Annotated in this window: 12 protein-coding genes; 5 read left to right on the top strand and 7 right to left on the bottom strand. The window is 60.3% G+C overall.

All coding sequences use genetic code 11. The features are described from left to right. The first annotated feature begins 26 nt into the window (after nt 1-26). On the top strand, nt 27-443 hold the full coding sequence (locus HMPREF1024_RS18615; protein ID WP_009308095.1) for an Exc2 family lipoprotein: 417 nt from the start codon (nt 27-29) through the stop codon (nt 441-443). A 19-nt stretch (nt 444-462) separates the two neighbouring features. On the opposite strand, the gene HMPREF1024_RS18620 is transcribed toward HMPREF1024_RS18615, so the two are convergent. From HMPREF1024_RS18620 to HMPREF1024_RS18650, 7 genes are all read right to left on the bottom strand, one after another. Beyond that, a complete protein-coding gene (locus HMPREF1024_RS18620) occupies nt 463-1,614 on the bottom strand; it encodes a Gfo/Idh/MocA family protein (protein WP_009308094.1) in 1,152 nt (383 codons plus the stop codon). Nucleotide 1,615: 1 nt separating this feature from the next. Beyond that, on the bottom strand, nt 1,616-2,638 hold the full coding sequence (locus tag HMPREF1024_RS18625) for a sugar phosphate isomerase/epimerase (protein ID WP_004178891.1): 1,023 nt from the start codon (nt 2,636-2,638) through the stop codon (nt 1,616-1,618). Nucleotides 2,639-2,654: 16 nt separating this feature from the next. Beyond that, nucleotides 2,655-3,860 carry an MFS transporter gene (locus HMPREF1024_RS18630; RefSeq protein WP_004198867.1) on the bottom strand — a complete coding sequence of 402 codons (1,206 nt, stop codon included), beginning with the start codon at nt 3,858-3,860 and terminating at the stop codon, nt 2,655-2,657. Between the two features lie 187 nt (nt 3,861-4,047). Then, nucleotides 4,048-5,424: a phenylalanine transporter gene (gene pheP / locus HMPREF1024_RS18635; RefSeq protein WP_009308093.1), complete on the bottom strand. Its 1,377-nt coding sequence runs from the start codon at nt 5,422-5,424 to the stop codon at nt 4,048-4,050. Nucleotides 5,425-5,531: 107 nt separating this feature from the next. Beyond that, nucleotides 5,532-7,730, bottom strand: a complete 2,199-nt coding sequence (locus HMPREF1024_RS18640; RefSeq protein WP_009308092.1) for a TonB-dependent siderophore receptor — start codon at nt 7,728-7,730, stop codon at nt 5,532-5,534. A gap of 59 nt (nt 7,731-7,789) precedes the next feature. Further along, the gene (locus HMPREF1024_RS18645) at nt 7,790-8,872 is read right to left on the bottom strand and encodes a YncE family protein (RefSeq protein WP_004147457.1); all 1,083 of its coding nucleotides are present in this window, start codon (nt 8,870-8,872) and stop codon (nt 7,790-7,792) included. A 395-nt stretch (nt 8,873-9,267) separates the two neighbouring features. Continuing rightward, nucleotides 9,268-10,752, bottom strand: a complete 1,485-nt coding sequence (locus tag HMPREF1024_RS18650; protein WP_009308091.1) for an aldehyde dehydrogenase family protein — start codon at nt 10,750-10,752, stop codon at nt 9,268-9,270. 158 nt (nt 10,753-10,910) lie between these two features. Between HMPREF1024_RS18650 and HMPREF1024_RS18655 the strand changes: the two genes are divergently transcribed. The 4 genes from HMPREF1024_RS18655 (at nt 10,911) to HMPREF1024_RS18670 (ending at nt 15,080) form a co-directional block, all read left to right on the top strand. After that, nucleotides 10,911-12,212 carry an FAD-binding oxidoreductase gene (locus tag HMPREF1024_RS18655; RefSeq protein WP_004176990.1) on the top strand — a complete coding sequence of 434 codons (1,302 nt, stop codon included), beginning with the start codon at nt 10,911-10,913 and terminating at the stop codon, nt 12,210-12,212. A gap of 13 nt (nt 12,213-12,225) precedes the next feature. Continuing rightward, on the top strand, nt 12,226-12,591 hold the full coding sequence (locus tag HMPREF1024_RS18660) for a cupin domain-containing protein (RefSeq protein ID WP_002892824.1): 366 nt from the start codon (nt 12,226-12,228) through the stop codon (nt 12,589-12,591). Nucleotides 12,592-13,009: 418 nt separating this feature from the next. Continuing rightward, nucleotides 13,010-14,509 carry an APC family permease gene (locus tag HMPREF1024_RS18665; protein WP_009308090.1) on the top strand — a complete coding sequence of 500 codons (1,500 nt, stop codon included), beginning with the start codon at nt 13,010-13,012 and terminating at the stop codon, nt 14,507-14,509. Further along, a complete protein-coding gene (locus tag HMPREF1024_RS18670; protein WP_004183274.1) occupies nt 14,487-15,080 on the top strand; it encodes a DUF3156 family protein in 594 nt (197 codons plus the stop codon). The genes HMPREF1024_RS18665 and HMPREF1024_RS18670 overlap by 23 nt, the downstream gene beginning before the upstream one ends. Nucleotides 15,081-15,086: the final 6 nt, after the last annotated feature.

The following is a 15,086-nucleotide window of genomic DNA, read 5'->3' as shown; positions in this document are numbered from 1 at the left end:
CTTTTATGATTAAGGATGATATCCCCATGAGGCTCTCCACCGCGGTTCTCGCCCTCAGCTATGCCCTGGCAACGATCACCGGCTGCACCTCGTCAAAATCGTCACCGGAACGCCATGCCTACGCCTTCGTCGCCCACCGGTCCGATTTTGTCGGCGGCAACTTCACCGTCAACCGCCAGGAAAATTACCGTTTAAACCTGCCGACCTTTACGGCGATGTATGCCCGCGGACAGCAGGATAAAGCCGCTGGCATGAGCGAAAGTGATGCCCGCCGCACCGCGGAAGCCATCAAACAGCAGGCGGCGCAGGGCACCCGCACCGAGCACGCCTTCACCGGCAATGCCAGCGACAAATGGGATAATGCGATGGAAAATAAAGATGCCGTCCTGTTCGGCAACGAGCTCTCCGGTGCCTATCTCGACGGCTATCTTGGGGTGAAATAATCCTGCGCCCCGCCTGCGCTCAGCGTTCGACGCTGACCCAGCGCTGCTGCTGATGGCTTTTGACGATCGCCTCGATGATGTACATCACATCGGCGCCGTCGTCGAAAGCGGCGAAGCGCCGGGCCCCGGCCGCCGGCATCTTCCCGGCGCGCACCGCCTGATAAAAATGCCCCATCATATTCTTAAAGGCGTCCGGCCAGCCCTCAATATGGCCGCCGGGGTAATGGGCGCTGTCAGCGATTTCCGGCCGCAGCAGGCTCGGGTCATCGCTGAGCAGGCGATCCGGCTGCTCGCGGTGGCCGATCCACAGCCGCTGGGGCACTTCCTGATCCCAGGCCAGAGAACAGAGGCTGCCGTTAATCTCCACCGCCAGACGGTTTTTCCGCCCGGCGCTCACCTGGGAAACCATAAAGCTGCCCTTGCTGCCATCGTCAAAACGCAACAGCACCGAGCCAAAGTCCTCGGTATCGACAGGCCGCGTTTCATATGCCTGCGCCTCGTGAACGGCGCTGAAGGTCGCTTTGCCATTGACCGGCGCTTTACGCGTTGGCCAGACGATAGACAGATCCGCCATCACCTCGACAATCCGCCGACCGGTCATAAACTGCACGGTATCGCACCAGTGGGAGCCGATGTCGGCCACCGTCCGCGACGCGCCGCCCTGCGCCGAATCGACCCGCCAGTTGTAGTCGGTCTCCAGCAGCATCCAGTCCTGCAGATAGCTGCCGTGGGCCGCGAAGATTCCGCCGACCTCGCCATGGTGGATCATCGCCGCCGCCTGCTGGACCATAGCGAACTGGCGATAGACGAAGCTGACGCCATGCACCACGCCGGCCCGGGCGGCAAGCGCCACCAGCTCCCGCGCCTCCTCCGCCGTCATACACAGCGGCTTTTCCGAGAAGACGTGCAGCCCGGCGGCGAGGATCTGCCGGTTAATCTGGGCATGTAGATGGTTGGGCGTACAGTTATGCACCACCTGCAGCCCCGGATGGGCCAGCAGCGCCTCCACGCTGTCGTAGGCATGGGCAATGTTCAGCGCTCGCGCCTTGCGCTGCGCCGCCTCAAGGCGGCTGTCGCACAGCGCCACCACCTCGACATCTCCCAGCCGCCGCAGCGCCTCCAGATGCGCCGGGCCAATAAACCCTGCCCCGATAATCGCAACCTGAATCATGTTACTCCCTCCCGCCGGCGGCAAAGTCATCGAAGGCCCGTCCGGCAACGGGAATGATATGGCGGCGGATAAACTCGCTGCCCTCGCGCGCGCCGGTCTCACTATCCTTCAGGCAGCACTCCCACTCCAGCACCGCCCAGCCGGCAAAATCATATTCGGTCAGCTTACTGAACACCCCTTTGAAGTCGATCTGCCCGTCGCCGGGAGAGCGGAAACGCCCGGCCCGCTGCTGCCAGGGCTGGTATCCACCGTAGACGCCATTGCGCCCGTTGCGGCGAAATTCGGCGTCCTTGACGTGAAACGCTTTAATACGCGCATGATAGATATCGATATAGGTCAGGTAGTCCATCTGCTGCAGATGCAGGTGGCTCGGGTCATAGAGCATATTGCAGCGCGGATGGTTATCCACCAGCGCGAGAAAACGCTCAAAGGTCACGCCATCGTGCAGGTCTTCGCCGGGGTGGATCTCATAGCAGACATCGACCCCCTGCTCGTCGAAGAGGTCCAGCAGCGGCCGCCAGCGCCGGGCCAGCTCGGCAAAGGCCTCATCCAGAAGCGGCTGATTGTGCGGCGGCCACGGATAAAAAAAGGGCCATGCCAGCGCCCCGGAAAAGGTCGCGTGCGCCTGCAGCCCCAGGCGGCCGGAGGCTACCGCCGCCTGGCGCACTTTCTCCACCGCCCAGCGCTGGCGCGCCTGCGGATCGCCATGCAGCGCCGCCGGGGCAAAGGCATCAAACGCCGCGTCATACGCTGGATGCACCGCCACCAGCTGTCCTTCAAGGTGAGTGGACAGCTCGCTGATCACCAGCCCATGCTCCGCCAGGATGCCGCTGACCTCGTCGCAGTAGGTCTGGCTCGCCGCCGCCCGCTCGACATCAAAAATCGCCGGGTGGTTGCAGGGGATCTGCAATGCCTTGTACCCCAGGCCGGCGGCCCACTGCGCTATCCCCGCCAGGGTGTTGAACGGCGCCTGCGGCCCGATAAACTGCGCCAGAAAAATGCCCGGTCCCTTAATCGTTTTCATACCCCCTCCTGAAAAATTAGTGCGGCTCTTTCTCGTTGTACTGGAAAGAGAAAAGGAAAATCAGCGCGATAACCGCGGCGGCCACCGCCGGGATCCACCAGAAGGTCACCCAGGCCTGAGGCACGCTCTGGCCGGCCACCAGATGGTTATACAGCGCGCCGGAGATCTGCGAGCCCAGCAGCATGCCGATCCCGTAGGTGAACATCACAATCATGCTCTGCGCCTGGCCTTTTACCTTCTCGCCCGCCACGCGATCGGTGTAGATAAAGCCAACGACAAAGAAAAAGTCATAGCACACGCCGTGCAGCAAAATGCCCAGATAGAGCAGGAAGCGCCCCTCCTCGCTGACTCCGAGAGCGAAAAAGGCGTAGCGGACGAACCACGCCGCCATGCCGATGAGCAGCATGTATTTCACCCCGAGGCGACGGAACAGCAACGGGATCACCAGCATAAAGACGATCTCTGACATCTGACCGAAGGACATCGCGGTGCTGACATCTTTGACGCCGGCATCCGCCAGATACGACGCGGTATAGGCGTAATAGGTGCCTAACGGCACGGAAATTAAGGTGGCGCAGAGGGAGAAAATCAGGAAATGGCGGGTTTTCAGCAGCGCGAAGGCGTCCGCGCACAGCAGGTCGCGAAACTGAACCGGCATGCCTTTGGCCGGCGCCGGGGTGTGCGGCAGCGTCAGGCTGTAGAGCGCCAGCGCGACCGAACAGAGCGCCGCCAGCGTGAAGATGCCGGTGGTATCAGAGATACCGGTCACCCCGATGCAGATCCCGGCGATAATCCAGCCGATGGTGCCGAACACGCGGACCACCGGGAAGGTTTTATCGACATTGGCCAGGCTGTGGAAGGCGATATTGTTGGTCAGCGCCAGGGTCGGCATATAGCACAGCGTATAGCCGAACAGCAGGCCAATCAGCAGGGCGCCGTTCTGCGCCACCAGCGCCTGCGGGACAAACCACAGGATCGCCGCCCCGGCCAGGTGCATCACCGCCATCACCTTCTGCGAGGCGAAAAAGCGATCCACCAGCATCCCCAGCACAAAGGGAGACAAGATTGAGGCGATCGGCCCGGCGGAGAACGCATCGCCGATCAGCAATGACATCTCATACCGGGTCATCACCAGCCCCAGGGTCACCGACCAGCTGCCCCAGATAAAAAACTGCATAAACATCATTAACGACAGCCGCGGCACCAGAAAACGGTGGCTCACGCGGGCACTTTCCCGACCTTCTGTTGTTGTGACCATGTTGCTCGCCCTCAGAAAAGTAATCGATTACAAAACCGCTCAAAACAAAAGTAATCGATTACAAAAAGAAGATCGCCAGGCAAATGCGCCGCCTGCGAAGAGGATCACAATAAAAAGGCAGGCAGCCCCGCCGGACGGCGGGGCATCTCGCTTACGCCGGGCGGCGCAGCAGTTTGAAGGCGATAAACAGGAACAGGATCCACACCGGCAGCAGGATCGCCGACAGACGCATGCCGTCGATAGTGCACATCAGCGCCAGGATCAGCCCAAGGAAAGCAATGCAGAAGTAGTTGCTGGCGGGCGCCAGCAGCGCTTTGAACTTCGATTCGCGCCCTTTGCGGCGCTGGGCGGCGCGGAACTTCAGGTGCGCCATACAGATCATGATCCAGTTCAGCAGCAACGTCGCCACCACCAGGGCCATCAGCAGCCCCAGCGCTTCATGCGGCAGCAGGTAGTTCAGCACCACCACCAGCGAAGTGATAATTCCGGAGAGCAGCAGGGAGTTCACCGGCACGCCGCGCTTGCTGACGCGGGCGAGAAATTTCGGCGCATTACCCTGCACCGACAGGCCGAACAGCATCCGGCTGTTGGAGTACACGCCGCTGTTATACACCGACAGCGAGGCCACCAGAATGACGAAGTTCAGCGCGGAGGCCACCAGTTTGCTGTCCAGATTATGGAAAATCATCACAAACGGGCTGCTGTCGGATTTGATCTCCACCCACGGGTAGAGCGCCAGCAGCACCACCAGCGAACCGATATAGAACAGCAGGATACGATAGACCACCTGATTGACCGCTTTTGGAATGCTCTTTTCCGGGTTTTGCGCTTCGGCGGCGGTGATGCCGATAAGCTCCAGCCCGCCGAAGGAGAACATGATCACCGCCAGCGACAGAATAAGTCCGTGCCAGCCGGTGGCGAGGAAGCCGCCGTGTTTCCACAGATTGTCGAACCCGGCTTTGCTGCCGCCGTGGCCGCCGAACAGCATCCACAGGCCGAAGGCAATCATGCCGATAATCGCCAGCACCTTGATCAGCGCGAACCAGAACTCCGCTTCGCCATACAAGCGTACGTTGACCAGGTTGACGGCGTTAATAATGATGAAGAAAGCCGCCGCCCAAACCCAGGTGGGCACGTCGGGAAGCCAGTACTGCATATAGATCCCGGCGGCGGTCAGCTCCGCCATCCCTACCAGCACGAACATCACCCAGTAGTTCCAGCCGGAGAGAAAGCCGGCGAACGGCCCCCAGTATTTATAGGCAAAGTGGGCAAAGGAACCGGATACTGGCTCTTCCACCACCATTTCGCCCAGCTGGCGCATGATCAGAAAAGCGACAATCCCGGCCACGGCGTAGCCCAGTAAGACCGCCGGACCGGCCATCTGGATAGCGGGACCAATGCCGAGAAACAGGCCGGTGCCAATCGCGCCGCCAAGGGCGATAAGTTGAATGTGTCGGTTCTGTAAACCGCGATGAAGCGTCGGGCCACTTTCCGTGACGGTCTCCGACGACGTTGACGCGTCTTTCACGTCGTTCCCCTGTGTGTTTTTGTGAAGGGGCACCTTTTATCACTTAGGGGGGATTGTCGCAAGTTGCGTGGGGCGAGCGTCAGCCGCCCGCCCCGCTTTTTTTAGCGTCAGAAGTCGTAGCTCATTGAGACGCGGACGGTACGCGGATCGCCTTCGAACAGGTAAGTACCGGTATCGTCAATGCCAGACCAGTACTTCTCGTTGGTCACGTTGGTCACCCCGACGCGCCAGATCATTTCGTTCTGGTCGGCGTTCAGACGCATACGATAGCGCAGGCCTAAATCCAGGGTGGTGTAGCTATCCAGCTTCTTGGTATTGGCCGCATCGGCATACTGCGAGCCGCTATGATTGACGCGCGCGGTGGCGGTCAGGCCTTCCACCGGCTTGATGTCATATTCGGCGCCGAGTACCGCGTAGAAGTTAGCCACCCCGATGGCATCTTTACCGTCGGTTGCGCCTTCAGCGGTTTTAGTCTGTTTGGCATCCAGCCAGACGGTACTGGCGTTAAGACGCAGTCCCAGCATCGGCTCGCCAAAGACGTTCATCTCTACGCCGCGGTTACGCTGCTCGCCGTCGAGGCCGTAATTGCCAGCGGTATCGGAAATGGCGTTCGGTTTTTTGATTTCAAACAGCGCCAGCGATCCTCCGATCGTACCGTAGTCGATCTTGACGCCCACTTCGTCCTGCTTCGAGTGCGCGATCCCGGTACTCTGCCCGGCATTGGCCGCCGTCGTCGGCGCCACAGAGCCCGGCTGCAGCGCTTCGGTATGGTTAGCATACAGCGACAGCTGCTCCCACGGCTTGTACACCAGGCCAAACGTCGGCATCCAGCGGCTTTGGGTATAACGCGAAGAGGTATCTTCCAGCCCGGTGGCGTTGCTGTAGTTGCGCACAACCACTTTCTGATGACGAGCAGCGGCGGTAAACAGCACTTTATCGTTAAAGAAGCCGAGGGTATCACTCAACAGCCAGCCCTGCGTACGGCTGCGCGAGGTGACCAGCGGATCGTGGTAGTTGCCGCCAAAATAGGCGTTATCCGGCATCGCCACATCATGGTTGTCATAGATATTAGTGGTCGGGTTCCTGGCCGACATCCGCCAGGCGGTCGCATCGGTATGCACCTGCGCCGCATAGCCGAGGTTCACCTTATGCGAAATCGCGCCGGTATTGAAATCGCCGCGTACCCCGCCCATGCCGCTGATCGCGTCGATAATGCGGTTAGTATCCAGGCGGCCCACCGTCGCATCGCCGTTTTTATTCAGAAGCTTCGGCGCGCTGTAGGTACCAATTTCATGCGAATGCTGGCCGCCGAGGGCGCTGTATACCGTCCAGCTATCGGTCAGGTCATATTCTGCCTTCGCCATGCCGAACTCGCTTTCAATATCGCTATAGCCCCACTTCTGGCTGTAGTTTTTGCTGTTGTCCGGCAGCGCCGGAACGAAATCCACGCCGCTGATATTGACGCCCATCGTACCGCCGTGGAACGTTTTCTTCTGATAGCCGAAATCGAGCGAGGAGCGGAAACGGTCGCCGCGGTAATCAAGCCCCAGCGAAGCCAGCGTGGTACGGCGTTTATCATTATCGATAGCGCCTTCACCCTCGCGGTGCACCAGGTTGACCCGGGCGCCGAACTGGTTGTTGTCGCCGAAACGGCGCCCCAGGTCGAGGGTGCCGCCCACCTGAGAATCAGAGGTATAGTCGACGCCAACGCGTGCGGTCGGCAGATCTTCCGCCCGCTTCGGCTCGAGGTTAATCATCCCGCCGACGCCGCTGCTGGCCGCGCCGTTAAGCAGGCTGTTAGCCCCTTTGAAAATTTCAACGCGCTCCAGCATCTGGGTGTCCATCACCTGACGCGGCACCACGCCCGCCAGGCCGCCCATCGTCATGTCATCGCCATCGAGCTTAAACCCGCGGATTCGATAGGTCTCGGCGAAGTTGCCGTAGCCCTGTACGGCCTGCACGCCAGCGTCGTTACTGACGACATCGGCGATAGTTTTCGCCTGCTGATCCTGAATCAGCTTCGAGGTATAGCCGATGACGTTAAACGGGACGTCCATCGCTTTTTGTTCGCCAAGCATCCCCAGACGGCCGCCGTGGGCGATCTGGCCATCGAGGAATGCCGGAACCACCAGGTCGCCGCCGGATTTAAAATCGCTGGTTTCGTTAGCCTCGACGATGAGGGTCTCTTCGCCAGGCTGCTTCGCGGCGGCAGCGTCCGCGGCCATCGCCGTTTGACTGGCGGCGCCGATGGCTAAGGCCAGCAGCGTTTTACGCAGCGGGAAGGATGAATAGTGCGTGGTGTGCATAATTTGCCCCATGGATGAGGATAAATGAATCAAAGGGCCCGTCGCCGGACCCGTTATTTTTATTGCGCGTTCAGGTCGATACGTACGACGCTGTCCGGGCCTTTAGTGGAGTGGTCTTTATTGAAGGGCTGTTTGACGGTGACAAACAGCGTCTGACCATCGGCGGAAAGCAGCAGGCTGTTGGGATTGGCCGGCAGCGCCCAGCTTTTCTTCAGCGTGTAGCGGCTGGCGTCAAGGCTGATGACCTTGCCGGATTCACGCTGTGAAATATAAATTTCGTGGCGTTTCTTATTGAACTGCACCGCCAGCGAATCGCCGACGTCGAGCTGTTTAAGCAGCTTGCCGCTGTGGATATCCAGCACCAGAGTGGTTTTCGCTTTCGAGTTGTCGGTCACGAACAGACGGCCGGTGTCGCTATCTTCGGCCATATTAAGCAGCAGCGCCGGCTTGTCGCCCAGCGGCTTCCAGCGCTGTTCAATGCGTTGGTTACGCGGGTTGATCACCAGAATTTCACCGCTGCCGTTAGCGGCGTACACGCGACCGGTTTGCGCGGAGTAGTGCAGGCCGGTCATCCATTTACCGGTATTTTTAATCCGCGTTTTCAGCTTCAGGGTAGTGGCGTCAACCACCCAGATTTGCGCCGGATCGGCGACCGCGCCAACGTAGAGAGTATTATTCAGCAACAGCAGCTGACGGGCCCCATAAGGGCGACCTTTTTCATTGCGCTCGCTGAACAGCAGGCGGTTTTTTACCTTGCCGGTGGCGGTGTCGATAGCGCTGATGCCGCCGTCCAGCGAATTGCTGACATACAGCGTTTTACCCTCCGCAGAGAGCTGTAAAGCGAAGTTTTTCAGATCGGTATGCGTCAGGCCGATGGTATTGAGGGTGTGCGGATCCAGTGTGTAAACCGCCCCGCCCTGTACATTTTTAAAGCCTTCAGCGCTGGCGACGTACAGCGCATCACCCTGCGGGCTTAACGCCATCTCGTACAGCCCTTCCGCTAGCTGGCGCTGCAGCGGTTGCGCCACGTTAGGGACTGGCGAGTCGACAACCGGTTGGGAAACGGCAGAGGAATGAGGCGTCGCGCAGCCGCTTAACGCCGCGCTGATGGCCAGCGTCAACGCCGGAAGTGTGTATTTCATTGGATCAACCCTATAAAAAATCAATGACCCGATGGACGCGCAGCGGCCGATATTGTGTGTTTCCAGCCTGCTGTCTTTACGTCACCCTACGCCTTCGCGACTCTTAGTGAACGACTCACTGGCGCAGCTCGAACCTTGCCAAAATTACGAATGAAAAAGAGAATGAGAACTATACTCATTATCTAATGTCAAACAAGTCCTGGCGGGCAAAAAAGATAATCTGCTGATTTTTTTTACGGCAATGGCGGATTAGGAGGGGAAGAAAGGATCCGTGACGGGAAAAGCGTCCCGGAAGCGATGCCGTGCACCGCCCGGGTTGCAGGCCAGAAGGCACACAATGTGTTGCCTATCTGGCGCAAAGCGACACATGACAGCGCTATGTCGCTGAACGGCGATTAATAGCGCACCATCACCGACTTCAGCTCCGTATAATCATCGATAAACGCGCTGCCGAATTCGCGCCCGATGCCCGAGCCCTTCATGCCGCCGAACGGTACCGCCGGGTCGAGGAAGGTATGCATATTGACCCATACGATGCCGACCTCAATCGCCTCCGAGTAGCGTAGCGCCTGACGAATATTATCCGACCAGACGCTGGCCGCCAGGCCATACGGTGAGGCATTCATCCGCGCCAGCGCCTCTTCTTCACTGCGATAGCCGATAAAACTGCACACCGGACCGAAGGTCTCCTCGCGCATCAGGGTGCTCTCTTCGCTGCGCACTTTGACCGCGGTCGGCTGCAGGAAATAGCCCTCCCCCGGCAGCGCTTCGCCGCCGCAGACGATGGTATCGCCCTCGTCGCGGGCGGTCTGAATGAGCCGCAAAACTTTGTCATACTGCTGGCGGTTGGCCAGCGGCCCCATCAGCGTCCGTTCATCCAGCGGCGACCCCGGCGCAAAAGCGCTGAGCTTGTCTTTCAGCAGCGCCAGTACCGCATCCAGTTTTCCCTGCGGCAGATAAAAACGTTCCGCAGCGGCGCAAATCTGCCCCTGGTTCAGGTAGCCAGCTTCAATAATGCCGTTGACCATCGCCTCCGGCGTCAGGTCATCGAGGAACAGCGCGGCGTTTTTGCCCCCCAGCTCAAGGGTCACCCGTTTACCTGACGCACTGGCCGACTGCTGGACTTTTTCACCGGTGGCCACCGAGCCGGTGAAGCTCACCTTGACGCAGGCCGGATGCGTAATCAGCCGCTGGGCAATCTCGCCGCCGGCGCCGTTGACCACGTTAATCACCCCATCCGGGATACCCACCGCTTTTGCCAGCTCCGCCACGCGCAGCAGCGTCAGCGGCGTATATTCGCTCGGCTTGAGGACGATGGTGCAGCCGCAGACCAGGGCCGCCGCCAGCTTCCAGATGGCAATCATGATGGAGAAGTTCCACGGCACGATGCCAACCACCACCCCAAGCGGCTGGCGGCGGGTAAAGGCGGTATATTTCTCCCCGGCCATCGATGGCAGCGAGACATCCAGCGTTTCACCGGTGACTTTCCCCGCCCAGCCGGCGAAGTAGCGCAGGAACGCCACCGACTGGTCCAGCTCGAGCATCCGCGCCAGCGTGATAGTTTTGCCGGAACAGAGACTTTCCAGCTGCGCCAGCGCTTCGCGATGCTCTGCCAGCGTGTCCGCCAGCTTCAGCAGCAGCGCGCCGCGCGCCAGCGTCGGCATCTCGCGCCACTGACTAAACGCCTGGCGGGCGCTCTCCATAGCGCGATCCGCCTGGTCACTATCCGCCGCGGTGACCTCGGCAATCGCCTGCCCGGTCGCCGGGTTGATCACCGCGAACGGCGCGCCGCGGCCCGCCTCACGTTGACCGGCAATAAACTGCCCGTGCGGCTGGCGTAAGAAGGCGGTCACTTCCGCCAGTAAGGTTATCTCGCTCATCGTCAGCACCCGTTTTTCAGCAAAGTTAACCCATCACAGCACGGCTTCCCGCCGCAGCCTATCGTTCTAAAGAACGTCATTCTTCCGGACGATATTCAACGCCCGCGCGGCGTGCTGTGATGAGGGTCTTGAGCCAGGCAAGACCACAGGGTAACGCGATGAACATCAAGATCGATGCGCTGAACTACTACGGCGCGACGAAGAAATATCACCTCCATTTCCCGGCGCTACGGGAAGATATTGAAGCCGATGTGGTAATTATCGGCGGCGGCTTCTCTGGCATTAACACCGCCCTTGAGCTGGCGGAACAGGGGATCACCAACGTGGTAGTGCTGGAGGCGCGCCATCTCGGCTACGGCGGCACCGGGCGCAACGGCGGCCAGGTGATGGCCGGTATCGGCCACGATATCGAAGCGGTAAAAAAGCACGTCGGCAAAGAGGGGCTGGAGACGCTGTTTAAAATCGCCAACCTCGGCGCGGGCATCATTCGCGAACGCATCCGCAAATATAACATCGACGCCGATTTCGTGCCCGGCTACGGCTATCTCGCCTATAACCAGCGACAGCTTAAAACGCTGCGCCAGTGGGAGAAGGAGTTTAAAGCCGCTACCCCGGATGAAGAGATCGAACTGTATACCGGAAAAGAGGTGCAGCAGGTGGTAGGCTCCGAGGTCTACTGCGGCGCGCTGAAACATATGGGCGGCGGCCAGATCCATTCACTCAATATGCTGCTCGGTTCGGCGCAGGCCGCCCATTCGCTGGGGGTGAAGATTTTCGAATCCTCGCCGGTGGTGGAAGTGAATTACGGCAAACAGGTGCGGGTACGCACCGCGATGGGCAGCGTCAAAGCCGCCAAACTGCTGTGGGCCTGCGACAGCTTCCTCAACAATATGGAGCCGGAGATCTACAACAAGACGCTGGTCACTTACTCCTACCAGGTGTCGACCGAGCCGCTCTCCGATGAACTGATCGAGCGCATCAGCCCGCTGCGCGGCGCCTTCAGCGATATTCGCCCGGTAATTAACTACTACCGCGTCACCCGGGAAAACCGCCTGCTGTTCGGCAGCGCCACCCGCTTTGTGGAGTATACGCCGAACGATTTCGCCGCCTGGAACCGCACCTTGCTGGCGGAGGTCTTCCCCTATCTCAGGGATGTGAAGATCGATTTTGCGTGGGGCGGGCCGATGGCCTGTAGCGCCAATCTGTTCCCGCAGATCGGCACCCTACGCGATCACAACAACGTCTTTTACGTCCAGGGGTACTCCGGCTTCGGCGTCACCCCGTCGCACATCGTGTGCAAAATCCTCGCCGAAGGGATCAACGGCGGTTCCGACCGCTATCGCCTGCTAAGCAGCATCCCCCACGCGACCATCCACGGTCGTGACAGTCTGCGCTTGCTATTAGTCACGGCCGGAAAACTGATGCATCAAACCGCCGGTTTCTGGAAAGGCCGGAGTTAACCAGGAGAACGCTATGCACGCTTTTAAACTTAAACACCCGGTACCTGATCTGCAGCCGATCGGCAGCGTCAGCCTGCTCGGCGCGACGCCGACCGCCGGCGACCCGCAGGTAGCGGGCGCGATGATCTACGGCGAGCCGCAGGACGCCTTTACCTGCGGACTGTTTTCGTCCACTGAGGGGAGCTTTACCATGACCTATCCGTTTACCGAGCACGCCACCGTGCTGGAGGGCGAAGTGGAGCTGACCGTCGCCGGCGGCGAGCCGCAGCGCTTTGCGCCGGGCGACAGCTGGTTTGTTAAACAGGGCACCGAAGTGGAGTGGAAAATTCTGACGCCGCGCTTTGTGAAGCACTACCTGGCGAACGTCGAGACCCGCTAACAAACTGATAATGCCCGGCGGCGCTGCGCTTGCACGGGCCTGGGGGACTCTCGTGGCGCAGGGAGCGCACAGGGGAGGCCCCGGTAAGCGGCGCCACCGGGGGTTTTGAGGCCGCCAACACCGGCAGTTTCAGTCAGCATGGTGAATAAATTAAAGGCAGGCCGCACGGACCGTAGGCCGGATAAGGCGCAGCCGCCATCCGGCAGAAACAGGCGCAACGTGGCAAGACGGATGGCCCCGGTTTTCGGGGTCATATTGTTTATCCGCCGCGACATTCATCGACTGCGTCACAGAATCATGCGCCGCCCTCCACCTTCCGGACGATATTCGTTGAGCAGGATGCCCGCCTAAATTATGACTATCCGGGAGTGGCGCTGGCTATTCCCTGCCCTACCCCATTATTGTGCAGAGGTTGACTATGTTTAGTAACAGACTCGCCAGCCATCTTGAGCGCGGCGTCGTCGGCTTCCCGACCACCCTCGCCAGCTCCGTCGGGCTGATCATGGCCAGCCCGGTGATCCTGACGGTCACCAGCGGCTTCGGCATGGGCGGCGATACCTTCGCGCTGGCGGTGCTGCTGGCCTTTATTATGATGCAGGCGCAGGTCACCACCTTTGCCGAGGCGGCGACGCTCATTCCCACCACCGGTTCGGTGTACGACTATATCTCCTGCGGCATGGGCCGCTTCTTCGCTATCACCGGCGCGCTGTGCGCCTATCTGATCGTCCATATCTTCGCCGGGACGGCGGAGACGATCCTGGCGGGCATTATGGCGCTGGTGAACTTCGAGTCGATTAACGCCCAGATGGCCGCTCACCAGAACACCTGGATGGTGGGCGTCGGCATGGTGGTGATTTTCGGCTTGCTCAACGCCATCGGCGTGGAAATCTTCGGCAAGGTCGAAGTGGTGCTGACCTTCGGCATGTGGACCACGCTGACCATTTTCGGCCTGTGCGGCATTTTTATGGCGCCGGTGACTCATCTTTCCGGCTGGTTCGGCACGCCGCTGAACGTTAGCGATATCAACGGCCTGTTCGGCTATATCGGCATGGCGATGTTTATGTTCGTCGGTTGCGAACTGGTGACGCCGATGGCGCCGGAGATCAAACAGGCCCACCGCACCATACCGCGGGCGATGGCGCTGGGCCTGCTGGGGGTCGCCAGCTGCATGTTTATCTACGGCGCGGCGATCAACCGCCAGGTGGAGAATACCGTGCTCGACGCGGCCAACAACGTCCATCTGCTGGATACACCGATGGCGATCCCGGCCTTCGCCGAACGGGTGATGGGCCACGCCGGCCAGTACTGGCTGGGGGTCGGGCTACTGTTGGCCGGCTGCGCCACCATCAATACGCTGATGGCCGCCGTGCCGCGTATTATCTACGGCATGGCGCTGGACGGCGCGCTGCCCCGTTTCCTGACCTGGCTGCATCCGCGCTTTAAGACGCCGGTGATCGCCATTGCCATCGGGGTGGCGATCCCCTGCCTGCACGCCTGGTATCTGAACGGCGATCTGGACCGCATCGTGCCGCTGATCCTCGCCGCGGTCTGCGCCTGGGGCGTCGCCTATCTGCTGGTTACTCTGTCGGTGGTGATGCTGCGCATTCGCCGCCCGGACCTGCCGCGCGCCTACCGCTCGCCGTGGTTCCCGCTGCCGCAGATTATCTCCAGCGTCGGGATCATCATCGCTATCGTCAATATCACGCCGCCCGGGATGGACAGCCGCCAGGTGCTGGTGCCGTTCGGCATAATGCTCGGCATGACCGCCGCTTACGCCCTGTTCTGGACGGTGTGCGTGCAGCGCGTCAATCCGTTCAAGCCGCTGGTAGTGGAAGAGGTGGTGGAGCGCGCCATCAACAATTATGAAAAACAGACCCGCGGGGAGATGACGCCAGATGTCCTCCGTCCCCTGGTTTGAAACGCCGTTAATGAACGCGGTGCAGCGCGATCTGGCGGGCTGGCCCAGCGAAAAGCTGAGCGAACGCAGCGCGCTGCTGCGCTTGAACGACGCCACCGCCGTCACCTTCAGCGTGCGTCAGAAGCGGCTGTTTATGGCCAGCATTCACAGCTGCGAGTTTGTCGTCGAGGGGCCGGTGACCCGGCCCGTGCGCGGTAACATTCGCGCCCATCAATCCGGCTGGTGGAAACGCCAGCCGATCCGCTTTATCGGCGGCAAAGACAGCGCGGAACTCGCTGGCTATCTCAACGGTTTTCCTAATCTCCAGCAGACCTTAAGCGAGCTGGATTACCGCCGCTTTTCGCTGACCTTTGATAGTAGCGGCTGGCGCTGCAGCATTGAACCCTGGGCCGCCAGCGAAGTGGTCTGTAAAATGCCGCCGCTGCGCCGTTATCTGCGGCTGGAAGCGCAGCAGCGGATGCTGCTGCTCAGCGTGCTGGCGATGGTTAATCAGGCGGTAAGTCAGTGGATGCGCGGTGAAATCGCAGAAGAGAAAGCATTGACTTCCCCGCCATCACCGCGGGGAAGCTGAGGTGGT

The sequence above is a fragment of the Klebsiella sp. 4_1_44FAA genome, assembly GCF_000238715.1.
Lineage (GTDB): Bacteria > Pseudomonadota > Gammaproteobacteria > Enterobacterales > Enterobacteriaceae > Klebsiella > Klebsiella pneumoniae.
Note: the sequence above shows the minus strand (reverse complement) of the source record. Positions and strands in the feature narration are given on the sequence as shown.

Coding starts and splice junctions, on each gene's coding strand:
- HMPREF1024_RS18655 (WP_004176990.1), top strand. CDS start 10,911: ATGAACATCAAGATCGATGCGCTGAACTACTACGGCGCGACGAAGAAA.
- HMPREF1024_RS18670 (WP_004183274.1), top strand. CDS start 14,487: ATGTCCTCCGTCCCCTGGTTTGAAACGCCGTTAATGAACGCGGTGCAG.
- HMPREF1024_RS18625 (WP_004178891.1), bottom strand. CDS start 2,638: ATGAAAACGATTAAGGGACCGGGCATTTTTCTGGCGCAGTTTATCGGG.
- HMPREF1024_RS18665 (WP_009308090.1), top strand. CDS start 13,010: ATGTTTAGTAACAGACTCGCCAGCCATCTTGAGCGCGGCGTCGTCGGC.
- HMPREF1024_RS18615 (WP_009308095.1), top strand. CDS start 27: ATGAGGCTCTCCACCGCGGTTCTCGCCCTCAGCTATGCCCTGGCAACG.
- HMPREF1024_RS18650 (WP_009308091.1), bottom strand. CDS start 10,752: ATGAGCGAGATAACCTTACTGGCGGAAGTGACCGCCTTCTTACGCCAG.
- HMPREF1024_RS18640 (WP_009308092.1), bottom strand. CDS start 7,730: ATGCACACCACGCACTATTCATCCTTCCCGCTGCGTAAAACGCTGCTG.
- HMPREF1024_RS18660 (WP_002892824.1), top strand. CDS start 12,226: ATGCACGCTTTTAAACTTAAACACCCGGTACCTGATCTGCAGCCGATC.
- HMPREF1024_RS18620 (WP_009308094.1), bottom strand. CDS start 1,614: ATGATTCAGGTTGCGATTATCGGGGCAGGGTTTATTGGCCCGGCGCAT.
- HMPREF1024_RS18645 (WP_004147457.1), bottom strand. CDS start 8,872: ATGAAATACACACTTCCGGCGTTGACGCTGGCCATCAGCGCGGCGTTA.